11 protein-coding genes are annotated in these 19,247 nt (G+C 45.3%); 4 read left to right on the top strand and 7 right to left on the bottom strand.

Annotated elements, in window-relative coordinates:
* Positions 1-62 precede the first annotated feature (62 nt).
* On the bottom strand, positions 63-851 hold the full coding sequence (locus tag AC04NP_RS07650; protein WP_482858943.1) for a universal stress protein: 789 nt from the start codon (positions 849-851) through the stop codon (positions 63-65).
* Positions 852-1,007: 156 nt separating this feature from the next.
* A complete protein-coding gene (locus AC04NP_RS07645) occupies positions 1,008-1,199 on the bottom strand; it encodes a hypothetical protein (protein WP_482858941.1) in 192 nt (63 codons plus the stop codon).
* Between the two features lie 64 nt (positions 1,200-1,263).
* Here AC04NP_RS07645 and AC04NP_RS07640 point away from each other — a divergent pair, with 64 nt between their 5' ends.
* The 3 genes from AC04NP_RS07640 to AC04NP_RS07630 are packed head-to-tail and all read left to right on the top strand — an operon-like array spanning position 1,264 to position 4,607.
* Positions 1,264-1,926 carry a succinate dehydrogenase cytochrome b subunit gene (locus AC04NP_RS07640; protein ID WP_482858940.1) on the top strand — a complete coding sequence of 221 codons (663 nt, stop codon included), beginning with the start codon at positions 1,264-1,266 and terminating at the stop codon, positions 1,924-1,926.
* The gene (locus AC04NP_RS07635; protein ID WP_482858938.1) at positions 1,926-3,857 is read left to right on the top strand and encodes a fumarate reductase/succinate dehydrogenase flavoprotein subunit; all 1,932 of its coding nucleotides are present in this window, start codon (positions 1,926-1,928) and stop codon (positions 3,855-3,857) included. Before AC04NP_RS07640 ends, AC04NP_RS07635 begins: the two co-directional genes overlap by 1 nt.
* Before the next feature lie 6 nt (positions 3,858-3,863).
* A complete protein-coding gene (locus AC04NP_RS07630) occupies positions 3,864-4,607 on the top strand; it encodes a succinate dehydrogenase/fumarate reductase iron-sulfur subunit (protein ID WP_482858937.1) in 744 nt (247 codons plus the stop codon).
* Positions 4,608-4,630: 23 nt separating this feature from the next.
* Here AC04NP_RS07630 and AC04NP_RS07625 read toward each other — a convergent pair whose 3' ends face one another.
* Complete coding sequence (locus tag AC04NP_RS07625; RefSeq protein ID WP_482858935.1) at positions 4,631-5,974, bottom strand: hypothetical protein; 1,344 nt, start codon at positions 5,972-5,974, stop codon at positions 4,631-4,633.
* Positions 5,971-7,302, bottom strand: a complete 1,332-nt coding sequence (locus AC04NP_RS07620; protein ID WP_482858934.1) for a porin — start codon at positions 7,300-7,302, stop codon at positions 5,971-5,973. The genes AC04NP_RS07625 and AC04NP_RS07620 overlap by 4 nt, the downstream gene beginning before the upstream one ends.
* A gap of 480 nt (positions 7,303-7,782) precedes the next feature.
* Between AC04NP_RS07620 and AC04NP_RS07615 the strand changes: the two genes are divergently transcribed.
* A complete protein-coding gene (locus tag AC04NP_RS07615; protein ID WP_482858932.1) occupies positions 7,783-10,323 on the top strand; it encodes a glycogen/starch/alpha-glucan phosphorylase in 2,541 nt (846 codons plus the stop codon).
* Positions 10,324-10,501: 178 nt separating this feature from the next.
* On the opposite strand, the gene AC04NP_RS07610 is transcribed toward AC04NP_RS07615, so the two are convergent.
* From AC04NP_RS07610 to AC04NP_RS07600, 3 genes are all read right to left on the bottom strand, one after another.
* Positions 10,502-14,152, bottom strand: coding sequence for a T9SS type A sorting domain-containing protein (locus AC04NP_RS07610; RefSeq protein ID WP_482858931.1), 3,651 nt, complete (start codon positions 14,150-14,152; stop codon positions 10,502-10,504).
* A gap of 515 nt (positions 14,153-14,667) precedes the next feature.
* The gene (locus AC04NP_RS07605) at positions 14,668-18,243 is read right to left on the bottom strand and encodes a T9SS type A sorting domain-containing protein (protein WP_482858930.1); all 3,576 of its coding nucleotides are present in this window, start codon (positions 18,241-18,243) and stop codon (positions 14,668-14,670) included.
* A 776-nt stretch (positions 18,244-19,019) separates the two neighbouring features.
* Positions 19,020-19,193, bottom strand: coding sequence for a hypothetical protein (locus AC04NP_RS07600; protein ID WP_482858928.1), 174 nt, complete (start codon positions 19,191-19,193; stop codon positions 19,020-19,022).
* Positions 19,194-19,247 lie beyond the last annotated feature (54 nt).

Genomic DNA, 19,247 nt, shown 5'->3' with positions numbered 1-19,247 from the left:
TGGAACCGGAAGACAGTTTGGGTTGACAATATTCAAATGTTGCATAGGTCAGCCCGTTTAATTTAATCTATTGTCAAAAGCGGCACCTCAGTATGCAGCGTCAACAGCCTTGTTAATCGCCCTTCCGAAGGTTTACTTTTTTTGGCATGATTACGTGGTAAGATCGCCAGCATGTCGATGTTTTTTTCCCTTACATAATCAAAAATCCCTTTTTCTATGTCGGTATTTTTAGGGAATACATGATGATAATGCAGGGTTTCAAGATAATATTCCAGAATACTTTCATTTTTATCTTCTGTCACCATCGCTCCTTCCTCATTATTAATGGTAAGTATATGCACTTCCGCACCAAATTTCCTGGCAACATCGTGCAGGGTTCCCAGGGCAAATGAGTCATCTATTTCATTTTTTCCCAAGGCAAGTGCAATATTCTGCACGGTAAAAGTGCCGGTGTTTTCAGGAACTACCAGCACAGCACAATCAGCTTCCAAAACCAGTTCAGAAGTCCTGGAGATGGCCGGTTCTCCTTCTTCCGAGGCGCCTTTTGTACCCATGATAATCAGATCGGCCCCGGTTTCTTTCTGCATGGTTAATATCGTTTCAGTCAGGGACCCTGACCTCACAACACATTGACAGGAAGATTTCAGGGCCGGCAGAAATCTATCCTTTAATGCATGAAGTTTTACCTCCAATGCGTTTTGATCCTCTTCATCCAGCGGGGATTCGGAGATATATAATAAGGTAATCTCAATTGATCCATCCCCCTCTGTAAAATTATTAGCATAGGTAACAGCACTTTCTGCTGCACTGGAAAAATCGGTTGGGACAAGTATTTTGTCGATTTTACTCATAATTTCGTTTATTTTCTTTTTTACTGCAAAAGTATGTAATTCTTCAGGGTTTTAAATCCTGGCGTGAACGAAAAATCAATGGAACCGGGCAGGAAGCAGATACTGAAACGCCATTGACCACCTTCGGGAGGAAGGTATAATATTTTGCGGAGATAATCAAGCGTTCAATATGCTGAAGTGATCGGCGATATCACTACAGGTAGCCATGGCTTGAAATGTGGTACCCAATAGTAGATACCGATGGTAAGGTCGGTGTGTGGCGTGCGGGCATTTCGATATAATCAAATCGTAAAGTAAAAAAGCCTTCAATTTAACAGACATATTTTTGAGGGTATTGTTTTCTGTCATTGTTATTTTATTTATTTTTCACCTCCGTATTAACCGATACCTACTAAAGCGTTTGCAAGGTAAAATGACCTCTACCTTATTCCGTAAAAACCTGATGGCCCTGACCGGGCTTTTCCTTTGCCTGTTCCTGGTGGTTCATCTGGCCGGCAACCTGCAACTGTTGCTTCCGAAGGAAACGGCCGTGATACAGTTTAACCTTTATTCCAGGATCCTTTCAGGTAATTATTTTATAAAAGTTATTTCATGGCTCCTTTTTTTATCCATTGTGCTGCATAGCATTTATGCACTGATCATTACGATAAAAAACCGGAAAGCCAGCGGTTCAGCTTACGCCTATGACCGGAGAAAAGTGGTGAGCAGTTGGTCTTCCAGGAATATGGGGTTGCTGGGAAGTATCATTCTGCTTTTTCTGGTCATCCATCTGAAAGATTTTTGGTATCAGTACTCCTTTGGCACCTTACCGTTGGATGATGAAGGTAACAAAGACCTGTTTTCAATTGTTGTGAGTGCATATGGCAGGTTGTGGTATGTCATATTGAATATCGTCGCTTTTATAGCACTGGGATATCATCTGCTGCATGGGTTCTACAGCGCTTTCAAAACCCTGGGCGTGTATCCGTCAAAGCTTTCCCGGGGATTGTATTACCTGGGCATTGGCTTTACTTTAATCATTACCACAGGATTTATTATTATTCCTGTTTTTGTTTATCTGAATTATCATACCTGATGGCAACACGACAAAAAGAAATGGACGCTAAAATTCCTGCGGGGCCTTTAGCTGAGAAATGGAGCAGGTATAAGGCTACCTGCCGATTGGTGAGCTTTAACAATAAAAAAAAGCTGGATATCATTGTGGTAGGCACGGGACTTGCCGGGAGTGCGGCCGCGGCTTCTTTTGCAGAAGGAGGTTATCATGTCAAATCTTTCTGTTTCCAGGACTCGGCACGGCGGGCTCATTCGGTAGCGGCTCAAGGCGGTGTAAATGCTGCCAAAAACTATCAAAATGATGGTGACAGCATCTACAGGATGTTTTATGATACCATAAAAGGTGGGGATTTCAGAGCCAGGGAGGCTAATGTGTATCGCCTGGCTGAATGTTCAGCCAACCTGATTGACCAGGCAGTGGCCCAGGGGGTTCCTTTTGGAAGGGAGTACGGCGGATACCTGGCCAACCGGTCTTTTGGAGGAGTGCAGGTGAGAAGAACATTTTACGCCAGAGGTCAAACCGGCCAGCAATTGCTGATGGGTGCTTATGCTTCATTGATAAGGCAGGTAAATTTGGGGAAGGTGAAACTTTATCCCAGACATGAAATGCTTGAATTGGTGGTAATCGATGGAAAAGCCCGGGGAATCATAACCCGGAACCTCGAAACCGGAGAGATTGAGAGACATGGCGCCCATGCTGTTGTGTTGGCTACGGGTGGATTTGGAAAAATATTTTACCTATCAACCCTGGCTATGGGTTGCAATGGCTCTGCGATCTGGCGGGCACATAAAAAGGGGGCCTATATGGCCAGCCCCAGTTGGACGCAAATACATCCTACCAGCCTCCCGCAGTCAGGCAAACACCAATCCAAACTTACGTTAATGTCAGAATCCCTGAGGAATGACGGTAGAATCTGGGTACCTAAAAAAGCCGGGGAAGAGCGGCAACCGAATGATATTCCGGAAGAAGACCGGGATTACTACCTTGAAAGGAAATATCCTTCATTCGGCAACCTGGCACCCCGGGATATTTCATCGAGGGCTGCCAAAGAAAGAATTGACGCAGGAAATGGCGTGGGACCACTCAAGAATGCCGTCTACCTGGATTTTAAGGATGCCATTAAAGAATATGGCATGGATGTCATAAAGCAACGCTATGGTAACCTTTTCCGCATGTATGAAAAGATCACCGGTGTAAACGCTTATCTCGAACCCATGAAGATCAGTCCCGCCGCCCACTTTTCAATGGGTGGCCTGTGGGTGGATTATGAATTGGGCACTACCATTCCCGGCCTTTACGCATTGGGGGAGTGTAATTTTTCCGATCACGGGGCCAACCGGCTGGGCGCTAACTCCTTGTTACAGGCATGTGTGGACGGATATTTCATTATCCCGTACACCATTGGCAACTACCTGGCCGACGATATCAAAACCGGTAGCATCGATACCGGCCATCCGGCTTTTACCGAAGCAGAAAAGGCGGCCACAGACATGTTGAACCGGCTAACCGGCATCAATGGCAGCAAAACAGCAGATTACTATCACAAAAAGCTGGGAAAGCTGCTTTGGGATTATTGCGGGGTGTCCAGAAGTGAAAAAGGCCTGAAAACGGCTATCGAGGCAATACAGTCTTTAAGAAAGTCGTTCCGGGAAGATTTGAAGGTACCGGGAACCCCTGCTGAAGTCAATTCGGAACTGGAGAAAGCAGGCAGGGTGGCAGACTATCTTGAACTGGGTGAGCTTATGTGTCATGATGCCCTGACCAGGCATGAATCCTGCGGGGCCCACTTCAGAGAGGAATATCGGACAGAAGAGGGAGAAGCGCTACGGGATGATGAAAACTTTGCCTTTATTTCCTGTTGGGGTTATAACGGTGACGGTCGGGCACCGACGCTGCATAAGGAACACCTTAACTTTGAAGATGTGAAACTTATTTCCAGGGATTATAAATAATTAAGCATGAAATTATATTTGAAAATCTGGAGACAATTAAACCCGGATGCCGATGGCAAACTGGTAGACTATGAGCTGAACGGTGTGGAGGAGGACATGTCTTTTCTGGAAATGCTCGATTACCTGAATGAAAAATTAATTATAAAAGATGAGATGCCTGTAGAGTTCGACCATGATTGCCGTGAAGGTATCTGTGGCACTTGCGGGTTATTTATCAATGGCCGGGCACATGGTCCACTGGCTGGTACAACTACCTGTCAATTGCATATGAGGAGTTTTGCAGACGGTGACACTATATATATCGAACCTTTTCGCGGAGGGGCCTTCCAGGTTATCAGGGATCTGAAGGTAGACCGGTCTTCTATGGATCGCATTCTACAGTCCGGTGGCTTTATATCTACCTCAGTAGGGGATGCGCCCGAAGCCAATACTACTCCAATCACGCATGCCGAAGCAGAATCAGCATTTGACTCGGCCGCCTGTATCGGTTGTGGTGCCTGTGTGTCTACCTGTAAAAACGGCAGCGCCGCACTGTTTACCGCGGCAAAAATCGCCCACCTGGCAAAATTACCGCAAGGAAAACCGGAGGCCAAACAACGGGTGGTGAACATGGTAACACAGATGGACAAAGAAGGTTTCGGCCACTGCTCCAATACGCATGCCTGCCAGGTAGAATGTCCGCAGGAAATATCTGTGGCTAATATCGACCGTATGAATTGGGAATACAACAGAGCCAGGCTTTTAAAATAAAAAGAAAGTCGACTACTTAAATCTCATTCGATCCTCACCTGGTACTGCATCACTACCATAAGCCTGCGGTCTTCTACCCTGAGACCATCGCCGCGGTCATCGAATACGGGCCGGTTCTGAAAATTCAAAGTCAGCCTGGAAGTGTGGCCCTGAAATAGCCAATTGATTCCTAAATCATAGTAAATCATGGGATCGGCCAGCCGTTCGAGACCGGATAACTGAAAGGTAGCATAAGGTTGCAATTGTCCCCGGTCATTCGATTTGCCTACCGGTGGTAGCAGATAGCCAGCTTGGAAAAGGCCAGAATTTCCAGTGCCCGAAATGGGGAAGGTATTGCCACGCCCATTAAAAGAACCAAGACCTGTATTTACACCGTTAGCGGGATTGTTGGCGCCGATCTGGCGGATATAGTCAGGGCCAAAATCATACCTGAAAAAAGCGGCGTACAGCGTCATGGCAGTTTTTTTTGAGCTATTCAGGGGAAGATCCATAAAAAAATCAACCGCTGTCAGATGCATGTCATGAAATACCGTATCACCCTGTCTGCGAGACCAGAGGGCATCGCTTTGAAAGTTAAAGCCGATTCCAAGGTTCAACACCTTTTTAGAACCGTGATAGGTACCCACCTGATAAGATGTTTTGTTGCTTTCCCGTTCCCAAAACTCATATTTTAAATATCCGGCATATTGCGCAGATGAGCGGGTATCTGTGAAGCCTGAAATACCTTCCAACGGCTCAGGATTAAAAGACCGGCTGTTTTGAACGGAAAACGGCTTCGTTAAAACAAACCGGTAGTCGATCCGTCCGATTTTTCCTTTGGTATGCAGGCTTAATTTCCTGATGAGGTCATCGGTAGCATCCAGGGTAGGCAGGGCGACAAAGGGTAAATCGTAACTCATGTGTTTGGAACTGCTGGGAGAAGTATATCTTGAAAGTCCCGCCCAGGCCGATTTGCCCCCGCCAACAGACAAATGTTTGCCGAAACTATATTCGGCATAAGCATCCAGCAGGTCCAGCGAGGTACCACGTGGAGAAAGATAGTTCAGATTGTTTACACCTAGTAAAAAATACAGATACAGCCTGTCTGCGGGCTGTCCCTGCAGACCAAAACGGAATCTCCTGACGGAAATATCGGAAGTGACACTTTGCGGTTCGCCAAAAACTGTGGTTCCCGGGTTGTTCTGATTAATCCTTGACCATAGCTGAATGTAGCTGCTAAACCTGATCCAATGTGTTTTTTTCTCATTGAGGTGAATCATGAGGGGTTTATTGGTCACAGAATTCTGAGCACGTAACATAGATGCTCCTACCCCTTCCAGCAGCAGTAAAAATACGAGCAATTGAACAGTTGTCAGTGATCTTTTCATTCCAGCCTGATGATATATTGTAAGACCACCATCAATTTTCGCGTATCGACTTCCGTCCTGCCCTGAGTCACCCTGTACACGGGCCTGCTTTGGAAATTGAGGGATAGCTTGGAGAGGTGCCTGTGAAACAGCCAGTTAATACCCATGTCATAATAGACCATCGGATCATCTAATCTCTCAAAATCAGAATACTGGAACGAAAAATACGGCTGCAAGCGGCCCATTTTACCGGATGGGTCCATCGGAGGCAACAAATATCCGGCCTGTGTGAAAAACGACTCACCGGTACCCACCGCGGGAAAAGCATTACCGGGATCGTTCAAAGAAGCTGTCGCCGGGTCGATGGCATTAGCAGGGTTGTTGACGCCGATATTTTTAGTGTAATTGGGGCCAAAATCGTAATTAAAGTAGCCCGCATACAAAGTAATCGTCGTTTTTTTCCCTTTATTAACCGGTTTGTCCAGAAAGAAATCCACAGCCCATAAGAGCATGTCGTTGAAGGTGGTATCCCCGTTTTGGAGATGCCACAAGGCATCGGGTTGAAATTCCAGGCCCATCCCAATATTCATGATAGATTTGCCACCGTGATAACTCCCGTCCGAAAAAGGGATTTTATTACTTTCACTACCATCCAACTCCCATTTCAAATACCCTGAATACAGCCTGCCTGACACATTATCGGCAAATTTGGCGATGTTTTCTTCGGGAACCGGATCAAAATCCGGACTGTTTTGGACGGAAAATGGTTTAGACATGATGAGCCTGTAATCCAGCCTGCCGAGCTTCCCTTTGGCATACAGACTTAATTTTCGGATCAGGTCATCTGTTTCGTCATTGGTTGGCAAGGCAAGAAAAATCAGATCATACGAAAGAAGTTTAGAAGTATTGGGTGCTGAATACCTTGACAATCCACTCCATGCGGTCTTGCCGCCGCCAATCTCCAGTGCGTTTGAAAACCGGTATTCGGCATAAGCATCCAGCAGGTCTGACGAAGTACCCCGTGGTGACAGGTAATTCAGGTTATTGATTCCAAGCTGCGTGTAGACAAACAGGTTTTCCGTAAGCTGGCCTTGTAACCCCAGCCTGAACCGCCGGATAGAAATATCGGTCGTTGTTTTTTCGACATTATCAAAAACCCGGGTACCCGGGTTATTACTGTTGAGTCTTGCCCAAAGTTGCACGTAAGTATGTAATGCCAGCCAGCGTGTGCTATCCTGGTTGAGATGCCATCTCAGGGGTTTATTTCCAAAAGTACCTGTTTGCTGCGAATATCCTGACAGCGCCATGTTCCCAAATAGAAAAAAACACAATAAAAGTTTTCTAGCCACAACTTGTTATTTTGGCGTAAGTTAAATCCTGTGAGGCGATCGTACAACATACTTTTTACAAATCTTTCCGGAATTGATCGGAGATTATTTGTATCATCACTGTAAAATCATCGTATAAATGGTTTCTTAATGAAAACCAACACCAGCGTTACCCGCACAACGGGCACACAAAACAAAACTGTGGGTATATTGTCCTATTTAGCCCTATACCTTTGTGTCTCCGTGGTGAAAAAAGGGGAACCACAAAGGCACCAAGGCACAAAGATTTTTGCCAGAAATTTTGAGAAACAGCCACGTCCCAATTACGCCATGTGAGGGTGTTTTTTGGCTCGGAAAACTCGATTTTCTGTTATTTTTTTATTATATTAATTTTACCATTTGATTATGTGACCAGCGTATTTGAAAATTAATGGTATTATTGAGAAACAATTCCGGGACTATTTCGATTAGTCTTACAGTGAATTCAATGATAACATCCATATGAAAAATTCAGATAATAATCAGATAATCATAGAAGACGACCGTACTGGCACGGAAAAAGAAACGCTTAAAAGGGCTTTCCTCGATAATCTCTATTATTTACAGGGAAAAATACCTCAACTGGCCAGCCAGCACGACTTTTATATGGCCCTCGCGTATTCGGTGAGAGACAGAATGTTACACCGCACACTGCATTCGGTCAGGGAATACATTAAGCATAAGGCAAAAATGGTTTCCTACTTGTCTGCAGAGTTTTTGATGGGCCCACACCTGGCAAATAACCTGCTTAACCTCGGTCTTTATGACAATTTTGATAAAGCATTAAAGGAGCTGGGGCTGAATTTAGATGATTTAATTGAACAGGAAGAAGAGCCAGGTCTCGGTAATGGCGGTCTGGGCCGACTTGCCGCCTGCTTTCTCGACTCATTGGCGACGCTCGACGTTCCCGCGTTTGGTTATGGGATCCGGTATGAATTCGGGTTGTTTAACCAGGAAATAAAGAACGGCTGGCAGGTAGAAATTACTGACAAATGGTTAAAGTATGGCAACCCCTGGGAGATTGCACAGATTGAATTAACCCAATCTATTAAATATGGAGGAAACACCAGAGCTTATTTCGATCAAAATGGAAGATACAGTGTCGAATGGATCCCCGAGTATGTGGTAATCGCAGTACCCTATGACACCACTGTGCTTGGCTATGGTACCAATACCTCGGCCCTATTGCGCTTATGGAAAGCCGAGGCATCGGAATCCTTTGATTTTCAAAGATTCAACAACGGAGATTATTATGGCGCTGTCAATAATAAGGTGACTTCAGAAAATATTTCCAAAGTACTGTACCCTAACGATGAGCAGGTCAGAGGCAAGGAATTGCGGCTCGAGCAGCAATATTTCTTTACATCGGCCTCTCTACAGGACATGATGAGAATGCACTGCCGGGAAGGTAAAAATGCCCCTGAGTCTTTTCACGAAAGTTTTACCATCCAATTGAACGATACACACCCGGCAGTGGCAGTGGCAGAACTGATGAGGATTTTGCTGGATGATTACCACCTGGACTGGGATACGGCCTGGAGGGTTACCGGTCAATCGGTCAACTATACCAATCATACTTTGTTACCGGAAGCCCTGGAGAAGTGGCCCATGAGCATCTTCGGAAGCATGCTCCCTCGTCATCTTGAAATTATTCTGGAGATCAATCATCATTTCCTGAAAGTTGTCAGAAATACTTTTCCAGGAGATGAAGAAAGAATCAGCAGGATGTCTATCATTGATGAAAGTGGTGGAAAATATGTGCGCATGGCTAATTTGGCATGTGTTGGAAGTAAAGCGATCAACGGCGTGGCCGCCCTGCATACGGAATTGTTGAAATCCGGGATCCTGAAAGACTTTTATGAACTTTGGCCTGAAAAATTCAGCAATAAAACCAACGGGGTTACGCCCAGGCGGTGGTTGGTGCTCAATAATCAAAACCTGGCCACATTAATATCATCTAAAATCGGGACCCAATGGATCAAGGATCTGTATGAGCTGAAGAAACTCGAAAAGTATGCTGATGATCCTGCCTTTCAAAAAGAATGGAGAAAATGCAAAAAAAATGTTAAAAAATATCTGGCCGATTATATCTCCACGCACTTAGGTATGGAAATTAATCCGAATTCTATGTTTGACATCCTGGTGAAAAGAATTCATGAGTACAAGCGGCAACACCTCAAGATGCTGCACATTATTACGCTCTACAACAGGATCAAGGAAAATCCGGACATTGACATCGTTCCCCGGACATTTATTTTCGGAGGCAAGGCGGCCACAGGTTATTTCATGGCCAAACTGATTATCAAGTTGATCAATTCCGTGGCGGAAGTTGTCAACAATGATCCGGACGTAAATGGCAGGCTCAAGGTGATCTTTCTCCCCAACTACAATATAAAAACCAGTCAGCATGTTTATCCTGCGGCTGACCTTTCAGAACAAATCTCAACCGCCGGAAAAGAGGCATCCGGTACCGGGAACATGAAGTTTACGATGAATGGCGGACTAACCATCGGCACCCTGGATGGTGCAAACATCGAAATCAGGGAAGAGGTAGGTGAGGAGAATTTCTTCTTATTTGGCCTGAAAACAGACGAGGTTCATGCCCTGAAATCGAACGGTTATGATCCTCAGTACTACTATGAAACCAATCCGGATCTTAAAAAAGCCCTGGATATGATTCGTATGGGATACTTCTCTCCTGAAAACATCGACCTTTTCAAGCCGGTCTATGACTCCCTGGTTAATCATGATGAATATATGCTTATGGCAGATTACCAGTCATATATTGCTTGTCAGGATGAAGTGGATAAAGTGTATCGTGACCCTTCAAAATGGACCAAAATGTCTATTCTGAATGTGGCAAGAAGCGGCAAGTTTTCATGCGACCGGACAGTCGGACAGTATTGCCGGGATATTTGGCAGGTAAAGCCGGTGAATGTAAAAATCCCAAAATACAATCCGAAGGAGCAGACCAAAGTAAAGTTAAATGGCGCACCCCGGTGAATCTCAAAATAGCCGATAGCGTGAGGGCTCCTCTGGCTTTGTGCCTCATATAACTTAATGCTTAACCTGACGCCAGCGTCCGTCTCCTCTCTCCTGACCCCTCTCCCCTAACACAAGTCGACACTTACACTATGTCTTAAAGGGCAGAGCAGGGGATTGTATGGTTTAATATTATATTTTAGTGCTTAACTACCTTTAGTGTCGTATTTTTTTCGGGCCTGGAAAGTACGATGTGATAAATGCCTGGCGACAGATGGGTGAGGTCGATCTCGAAGTTATTTCCGGTGATAACCCCTGTTGAAAGGGTCTTTCCCAAATGATCCACAAGCTGATACCCCAGGTTCAGGTCAATCTGGCTGACGGGAACTTCCATGGTCGCTCGTCCGGTAGTCGGATTGGGATATAATTTTAATACTTCAGGGATGAATTCATCGATGGTAAAAGTCCCTTCGGAAAACGCTGAGTAAAAGGGATCGGAAGATGTCCCACAAACGGATCGAACCTGGAAACGGTACTCCTGATTCAAGCGCAGGTCGCGATTCAGTATTACCTCGGGATCTAAGGACTGCAAATCTGTCACCGCGCTGTCCCCCAGCATGATAACAATTTCAAAACCCTCATTCTCATGGGGTTGATCCCAGGTGAGGGATACTTCAAAACTGTTGTCAGTATTGGTTTCAGCAGCGCTCATCAGATTGGTAGGTGGCAAACAAGGCGTAGTGAATTGCCGAAGCGCCGTGGGCGCTGAAACGGGAAAGTCCGGATAGTCGGCACACAGGCTTCTGACGCGGTATTCGTAGGTGGTACCATAGCGCAGATTTTGACTGATTGTCACCGTTTTTTCAGAAGCAGGTACCAACTGAAATGGATCCTGGCTGCCTGCGATCCTGTATTCTACTTCCCACGATGATGAGGTGGGCAGGCTTTCCCAGTTGATGGTGACTGCGGGAGAGGCGCCTTCACCGGAAGCCGCAGCCAGAATATTGGTGGGAGAAACGCAATAACGGTTTTCGGTAAAAAACTGCAGTTTGTCCCGGATTGTATTCGCCTCAAACTGTACAAAACCATAGAATGGGCCGCTGTGATCAAAACTTCTCAGCCCCCGGGAACTCAAACCATCAGTGTTAGTAATAGTATTTACCAACGCCAGTGAAGCATCGGCCCAGGTATCACTGGTCTTATGATAAATGGCAATATGGTTGCTGTATGCTGCAGCGTTTGTGAATAAATTATTATTGACAATTAGTAAACGGTCCCCGGTTAAATGTATGAAGGGGAAATTATCAAAAAGATCGAGGGACGGATGTATTGATTTTACGCGTGGAGCTTCTTGCCAAATACCATTTTGTGCCAATTCTATGATGCTCACGGTAGTTCTCTCCTGAAAGGAGAACAAAGGAGAACTAATAACTTCCTGTATAGCCACTGCATTACCCGCCCCGGACAGATCTTCAAAATTTTCTTCTTCCGCAAGCAAGTATCCCGGATTCTTAGTGGTGATTTCAAATGACTCATTTTGAGAAGTCCATCCAGGGGATGGTTTCACAAAGGCCAGTGGATTGCGGTTGAAATCGTCACGTGCCGTATAACGAGGTGCAGAATTACTAAGAAACAATGGGCGGGAGGCCACAATAAAATCTTCGACAAAAGAAAGATTGAATCCGAATCCAAGATAATAACGGCTCAAATCACTGGATCTTCCATTGATGGCGGCCGTAAGCACAGCCGGAGGGTTTTCACCCCATTTTCCATTGGTTTTTTCAACCACAAAAACCGAGCCCAGGAAATTGGAAACCAAGCTATTGTGTTGGAGGGTATTTACTACAATGGTGGAGCCCGATACTTCAAGTTCGAAGCCAAAAATATTTTGCCCATTGGAAAATGCAGGAATGATGACCTTGTCTGTTTCTTCCATGTCCTCCCACCCGGTCGCTGGTTTTTCCCATACAAACAGTTGTCCGTTGTTACCTTCCGGTGTAGAATTAAACGGAAAATTCGCAGCTACGATCGTGTGGCCGTCAATAGCCACGTTGTGAAAAGCGGGTGGTGAAGAAGGTTGGAGGGTGGCAACACGTCTCCAGACACTATCTTGATTTTCCAATATCAGAAGGCGGAAATCTGACAAACCAACGACTGCGGTACTGTCATCTATTACCAGTCTTTGAACCCGGTCAGGGTCAACATCCTCTATCCCACGAACAGGCACATTTACCAGCTCGGCAATGCCACCCATGCCCGTGGTAAACTGCCGCGGAGCGCTATAGGCGGTGGTGTCGGGAAGACCGAAAACGCCGCAAATATTGCGAAGCTTGTATTCATAAGTGGTATTGGGCTTAAGGTTAGTTAACAATTCACGCTGTCCGGAACTCATCAGGGTACTATACGCCCCTCCGCTGCCTGCTTCCCTGTAGGCAATCTCGGTCCTGAAGCTGTAACCCGGCGCCTCCCATGCCAACTCCACCACATTGAGTCCTGTTGACCCGATACGCACCAACGGATCAGCAATCTCGGTAACCGGCTGGCACGTTGCCGCTAATTTTGCAAAAGCTACTTCGCCTTGTTCCACCACGGGTCTTTCTTTTCTCCGGCCAATCCAATTACCGAATACCGCATAATCCTCTTCCAGGTCAAAGGTCCAGCCCAGCATTGTAAAATCTACGGCTTCATCACGCTTGTTTAAGAGCTGAATGGGCACACCGTCCCCGGTAAGGCCTGTCCACCCGGTTGCCGGTTTTGGATACAGCAAAGCCAACGGAGAATCCTGATCGACGGCCAATTGACGACCCACGAACAGTGAATCCCCTTTTAATAGCAAACTAAAAGCAGGATTGCTGACATCATTCCGGTCAAACACGAGCTGTGGCGACAGGGTGGCGTTTTGCCAGGCCAAGCCCCCTTTTTCCACCAAAAAAAGAGCGGCATCAGTATTGTTAGGCTGGTCTTGCGCGCTTCCGATAAATAGTGTTTGTCCGTCAGTTGCCAATGACTGGCCAAACCTGTGTATATCTAACAAAGGATCAGGTTCATAAGTAGCGGTTGGCAAATCAGGCCAATCGTCATTCGCTAACTGCTGATAGACAAATACTTTGCCAGGGTCCAGCCTGGTGTTGCTAAACGCAAAAAAATCTTCTGCCAATAAAATACAGCTTTTACAATCAATATCCATCACGTAGCTGTCATCTGTCTTGGAAAAAGCCTCAATCAGGCTGTGACTGGCCCAGGATGGTCCTGTTTTTTCGTAGAGGCTCAGCAGGGTTGGTGGATTATGCGTTGCGCTTGTTTCGAATACCAGCAGGCGGTCACCCAGAAATTGTGCCGCTATTATACTATAGCCATCTTTCGCAGCAAACTTAACTGTTTCTTCCATATCGCTCCAACCCCCACCGGTTTTTTCAAAAAAACAGACGCCAAAGGAGGTGACTACCATGACAACGTCCCCTTCCATTTGTACATCGAGGATAATTTCGTTGTTAGCCAGGGGCGTACTCATCTTAAGCGTTGCGGCTGTTCGCCACGTATCATCTTCGTGTCTTCTGAACAAATAAGCACCACCATGCCCCATATCTTCAGGGAAGCGGTTATGGCCGGCCACCACTAGGTCACCTTCCATATCCACATGCCAGCCCAGACGAGATTGCTCCATATCCCCGTAAATCGAATGGTAGTTGGTAAAGTGCATTTGCCCATGGGTAGGTAATGCTCCTCCGAAAAGTAGTATTATGATGAAGCTAAAAGTAACGCTGTTGAAAGTCATTGGTTGATTATCTTTGATAAAAACTGAATTCGAGGCAACCCTGGTCACCGACCCATCGTGATGGCCATTCGCCATATGTTTATTGCTACAGTAACCCTCAGAAAGGTGTCCATAAAAAATCGCTTATCCATCCATCAAATTCTGGCAACACCAGCCGGTTATGCTTTCATAAAATCTAAGCTTTCAATGATAAGCCGGACGTTATAAAAGCTATTTTGAACCGTAAAAAACAATCATGCATTGGTTTATTGTTAAAAAATTTAATTCATTGCTTTCCAAATTTATGTGAATCGGACAAGCTAAAAAAGTCAAAAGTAAAATATGGGGATATAATCTCACATGAAATCGTACATGGTTAAAGGCAGGGAAATATGAGACAGGCAAATCCCGGATTGCACGTATTGAATATATTCATAAGATTGATTTTAAGCGAGTTACACTCGGACTGATTAAACAGGGCCTTTGGTATCAAGATGAGTAACGGTACAATATAGTACGTCATTTTCCCTGAATGAGCAGGATGTACCAGATCGTTCAGAACAGTCCCAGGCAGTGTTTGAAAATTCATAGTGTCGGGTTAATAGCTTGTTTTAGTACTTAACCACCCGCAATGTCGTGTTTTTTTCGGGGCTGGAAAGTACGATGTGGTAAATGCCAGGCGACAGATGGGTGAGGTCGATCTCGAAGTTATTTCTGGTGATAACCCCTGTTGAAAGGGTCTTTCCCAAATGATCCACAAGCTGATACCCCAGGTTCAGGTCAATCTGGCTGACGGGAACTTCCATCGTTGCCCTGCCCGTTGTCGGGTTGGGATATAACTTTAATGCTTCCGGGATGAATTCATCGATGGTAAAAGTCCCTTCGGAAAACGCTGAGTAGAAGGGTTCGGAAGATGAACCACAAACGGATCGAACCTGGAAACGGTACTCCTCGTTGAAAAGCAGACCGCTGTTAAGTATAACACCGGGATCCCTGGATTGCAGATCTGCCACCACGCTGTCTCCCAGCATGATAACAATGTTGTAACCCTTATTTTCATGGGGTTGTTCCCAGGTAAGAGATACCTCAAAACTGTTGTCGGCATCGGTTTCTGCAGCGCTCTTCAGATTGGTAGGTGGCAAACAAGGCGTAGTGAATTGCTGAAGCGCCGTGGGCGCTGAAACCGGGAAGTCCGGATAGTCCGCACACAGGCTTCTGACGCGGTATTCGTAGGTGGTACCATAGCGCAGATTTTGACTGATTGTCACCGTTTTTTCAGAAGCAGGTACTAACTGAAATAGTTCCTGGCTGCCTGCGATCCTGTATTCTACTTCCCATGATGATGACGTGGGCAGGCTTTCCCAGTTGATGGTGACTGCCGGTGATGTACCTTTATCAGAAACTGTGGCGCTGATATTCTCCGGCGTCACGCAATAACGGTTTTCGGTAAAAAACTGAAGTTTGTCCCGGATCGTATTGGCTTTGAGCTGTACAAAACCTGAGAAAGGGCCACTTTGATCAAAATCTCTTATACCATCGGAGTCCAGGCCGTCGGAATTGGTAATGGTGGCTGTTATAGCAGGAGCGGCATCGGCCCAGGTATCACTTGTTTTATGATAAATGGTTATATTGTTCTTTTTTAGAGCACTACCCATATGGATATGGTTATTGACTAAAAGCAGCCGGTCATCAGTAAATTTATGAAAGGATGAAAGGTCAAAAAGATCCGGAGACGGATGGATTGCCTTCACCTGCGGGGCTTCTGCCCAATCGCCATTTTGTGCTAATTCGGTTATGTTAATGCTAACCCTTTCCCTGAAAGAAAATAAATGAGAACCAATAGATTCTATGGTGGCAACCGCCGTACCCGCCGCAGACAAATGATCAAGATTAGCTAGATTAAAGAGCAGGTATCCCGGATGTATGGTGGCCAATGCAAATGACTCACTGCCAGTAGACCAACCAGAGGATGACTTTACAAAGACCAATGGATTACGCTTGAAATCGTCGAGTGCGGTAAAAATTGGTGATAAGTTGTTGATGAACATCGGCCGGGAAGCAATAACCAAACCTTCCGTTAGAGAAGCATAAAAACCGAACCCAAAATAATAACGTTCTAAATCGACCATTCTTCCATTCAGATTAGCGGTAAGCACAGCCGGAGGGTTTTCACCCCATTTTCCATTGGTTTTTTCAACGACAAAGACAGACCCCAGAAAATTTGAAAATGAATTATTGTGTTGGAGTGTATTTACCAAAATTGCAGGGCCCGATATTTCAAGAGAAAGGCCAAAAATATTTTGCCCATCGGTTATCGCGGGGATGACAACCTTGACCGTTTCTTCCATATCCTCCCACCCCATATCTGGTTTTTCCCAGATAAACAGTTGTCCGTTGTTATCATCGGGTGTAGCAGTGGACGGAAAATTCGCAGCTACGATCGTGTGGCCGTCAATAGCCACGTTGTGAAAAGCGGGTGGTGAAGAAGGTTGGAGGGTGGCAACACGTCTCCAGACACTGTCTTGATTTTCCAATATCAGAAGGCGGAAATCTGACAAACCAACGACTGCGGTACTGTCATCTATTACCAGTCTTTGAACCCGGTCAGGGTCAACATCCTCTATCCCGCGCACAGGCACATTTACCAGCTCTGTAATGCCACCCATGGCCGTGGTAAACTGCCGGGGAGCGCTGTAGGCGGTTGTGTCGGGAAGACCGAAAACGCCACAAATGTTACGAAGCTTATATTCATAAGTGGTATTGGGCTTGAGGTTAGTTAACAATTCACGCTGTCCCGAACTCAACAGGGTACTATACGCCCCTCCGCTGCCTGCTTCCCTGTAGGCAATCTCGGTCCGGAAGCTGTAACCCGGAGCCTCCCATGACAACGCTACTACATTGAGCCCTGTTGTCCCAACACTTACTACCGGGTCAGCTATCTCAGTAACAGGCAGGCACGTTGCTGCTAATTTTGCAAAAGCTACTTCGCCCTGTTCCTGCAGGGCCCTTTCTTTACGCTCTCCAATCCAATTGCCAAATACCGCATAATCGTCTTCCAGGTCAAAGCTCCAGCCCAGCATTAGCATATCTACTAATTGATCACGCCCATTGACCAATTTTAAGGGTGTACCGTCTCCGGTCAGCCCTCCCCATCCCGTTGCCGGTTTCGGATACAGCAAAGCCAACGGCGAGTGCTCATCAACCGCGAACTGGCGGCCGACAAACAGTGAGTCCCCTTTTAAAAGGAGACTAAACGCAGGATTGCTAACATCGCTCCGATCAAAAGTGAGCTGGGGCGATAATACGGCGCTTTGCCAGTCCTGGACACTTTTTTCCACTACAAAAAGTGCCGCATCAGTATTGTTAGACTGGTCTTGTACGCTTCCGATAAAAAGTGTTTGTCCGTCAGTAGCAAGCGACTGTCCAAACCTATATGTATCTGCCAAAGCATCGGGCTCATAGGTAGCGGTAGGTAAATCCGGCCAACCGCCATTTCCGGCCTGCTCATAGACGAATACTTTTCCAGGGTCGATCCTGATGTTGCTAAACGCAAAAAAGTCTTCCGCCAATAAAATACAATTTTTACAACTATTGGCTATATTTATATTTTTTTCGGGCTGGGAAAAAGTTTTAACCAGCGCCCTGCTGCTCCAGGATGAACCTGTTTTTTCATACAGGCTTACCAGGGTTGGCGGATCATTCGTTTCGCTTGTTTCCAATACCAGCAAGCGATTATCACGGAATTGTGCCGCTCTTATGCTATATCCTCCTGTTCCGGTAAGTTTAGCCGTTTCTTCCATATCACCCCAGCCTCCATCCGGCTTTTCAAAAAAATAGACCCCATCAAATGTGACCAGCATTACCACATCACCTTCAATTTGTACATCTTCAATTATTTCATGGGTGATCAACGGCTCACTGATCTTTAACGTTGCCTCGGTCCGCCATGTATCATCATCATGTCTTCTGAACAGGTAGGCGCCGCCAAATCCCTCATCCTCAGGAAAGCGGTTATTGCCGGCCACTACGAGGTCACCTTCCATATCCACATGCCAACCCAGATAAGATTGCTCGAGATCCCCATAGATCGACTGGTAGTTGGTAAGGTGCATTTGCCCATGAACGGGTAATGCTCCGGCAAAGAGTATGATTACGAGTAAGCTAAAAGTAACGCTGTTGAAAGTCATTGGTCGATGTTTTTCAATAAAACTACATAAAAAGCTATGGCACTAACCGGCAAATAGCTTTGGCTATCTGCCGCCTGTTGCTTTCTGCCTGAAACCGCAGAAATATGTCTAAAAAATGCTATTAACCATCCAGCAAATTCCGGTTGTTCCAGCCAACTATGTCTTGATAATAAAATGCTAAGTTCTCCTTGCCAGGCAAAGGATTCTAAAAGCTATTTGAAACAGTAAAAAACTATCATGCATTAGATTATGATAAAAAATTTAATTCATCTATTTTCAAATTTACGTGAATCAGGCAGATCAAAAAAGTTATAAGTAAAATATGGGGATATAATCTCAGGTGAAATCGTACATGGTTAAATGGACACAAATTAAAGATAAAAATTGGTGGCTTCAAAATTGATTTTTAAATTCAGCTCATTGATTTTAAGGAACTTAAACTCAATCTATTAAGGTAATAGGCGAAGTATCTATATTCATACCGGTTGAATACGGTACGTGATTATTTAAAATTAAAACAAAATTTAGCCCGGAAAAATAAATCCGGAAAGCCTGGTTTAAGCCTTTCCGCTTATTTAAAGATTTCCGGATTTCGCGAATATGTAAACTGATCCATATCCATTTGTTTTGTATCGTGCCAAAGCAGTGATATAACTACCGGCTATCAGCTAAACCTTTCACCAAAAATATTGTATCACGTTGTCTGTATTTAAATTTGCGCTTTGAAGATTTTTATGCATTGAGGATTTTGTTTTGATGATCAGCCCAGTACTCACTTACTCTTCTCCTTTTGGTTGATCATAGCTATGAGGCTTCTTGTCCAACAAAAGCCTTCGTTTGCCTTCAATGTTTACGCTGTAATACACGCCATCTTCAACCAACAAAGCCTCGCTATCGTCCTCCGAATGGCGTGTATCTATATTTATCACTTTGCCATCGTACCGTACCAAGTGGAAATAGTATCCGCTACTACCTAGTATAACTCAATTCGGACTTGCTTTTAT

The sequence above is a fragment of the Agaribacillus sp. DX54 genome (genome assembly GCF_056858335.1).
Note: the sequence above shows the minus strand (reverse complement) of the source record. Positions and strands in the feature narration are given on the sequence as shown.

Coding starts and splice junctions, on each gene's coding strand:
- AC04NP_RS07650 (WP_482858943.1), bottom strand. CDS start 851: ATGAGTAAAATCGACAAAATACTTGTCCCAACCGATTTTTCCAGTGCA.
- AC04NP_RS07645 (WP_482858941.1), bottom strand. CDS start 1,199: ATGACAGAAAACAATACCCTCAAAAATATGTCTGTTAAATTGAAGGCT.
- AC04NP_RS07640 (WP_482858940.1), top strand. CDS start 1,264: ATGACCTCTACCTTATTCCGTAAAAACCTGATGGCCCTGACCGGGCTT.
- AC04NP_RS07635 (WP_482858938.1), top strand. CDS start 1,926: ATGGCAACACGACAAAAAGAAATGGACGCTAAAATTCCTGCGGGGCCT.
- AC04NP_RS07630 (WP_482858937.1), top strand. CDS start 3,864: ATGAAATTATATTTGAAAATCTGGAGACAATTAAACCCGGATGCCGAT.
- AC04NP_RS07625 (WP_482858935.1), bottom strand. CDS start 5,974: ATGAAAAGATCACTGACAACTGTTCAATTGCTCGTATTTTTACTGCTG.
- AC04NP_RS07615 (WP_482858932.1), top strand. CDS start 7,783: ATGAAAAATTCAGATAATAATCAGATAATCATAGAAGACGACCGTACT.
- AC04NP_RS07610 (WP_482858931.1), bottom strand. CDS start 14,152: ATGGCGAATGGCCATCACGATGGGTCGGTGACCAGGGTTGCCTCGAAT.
- AC04NP_RS07605 (WP_482858930.1), bottom strand. CDS start 18,243: ATGACTTTCAACAGCGTTACTTTTAGCTTACTCGTAATCATACTCTTT.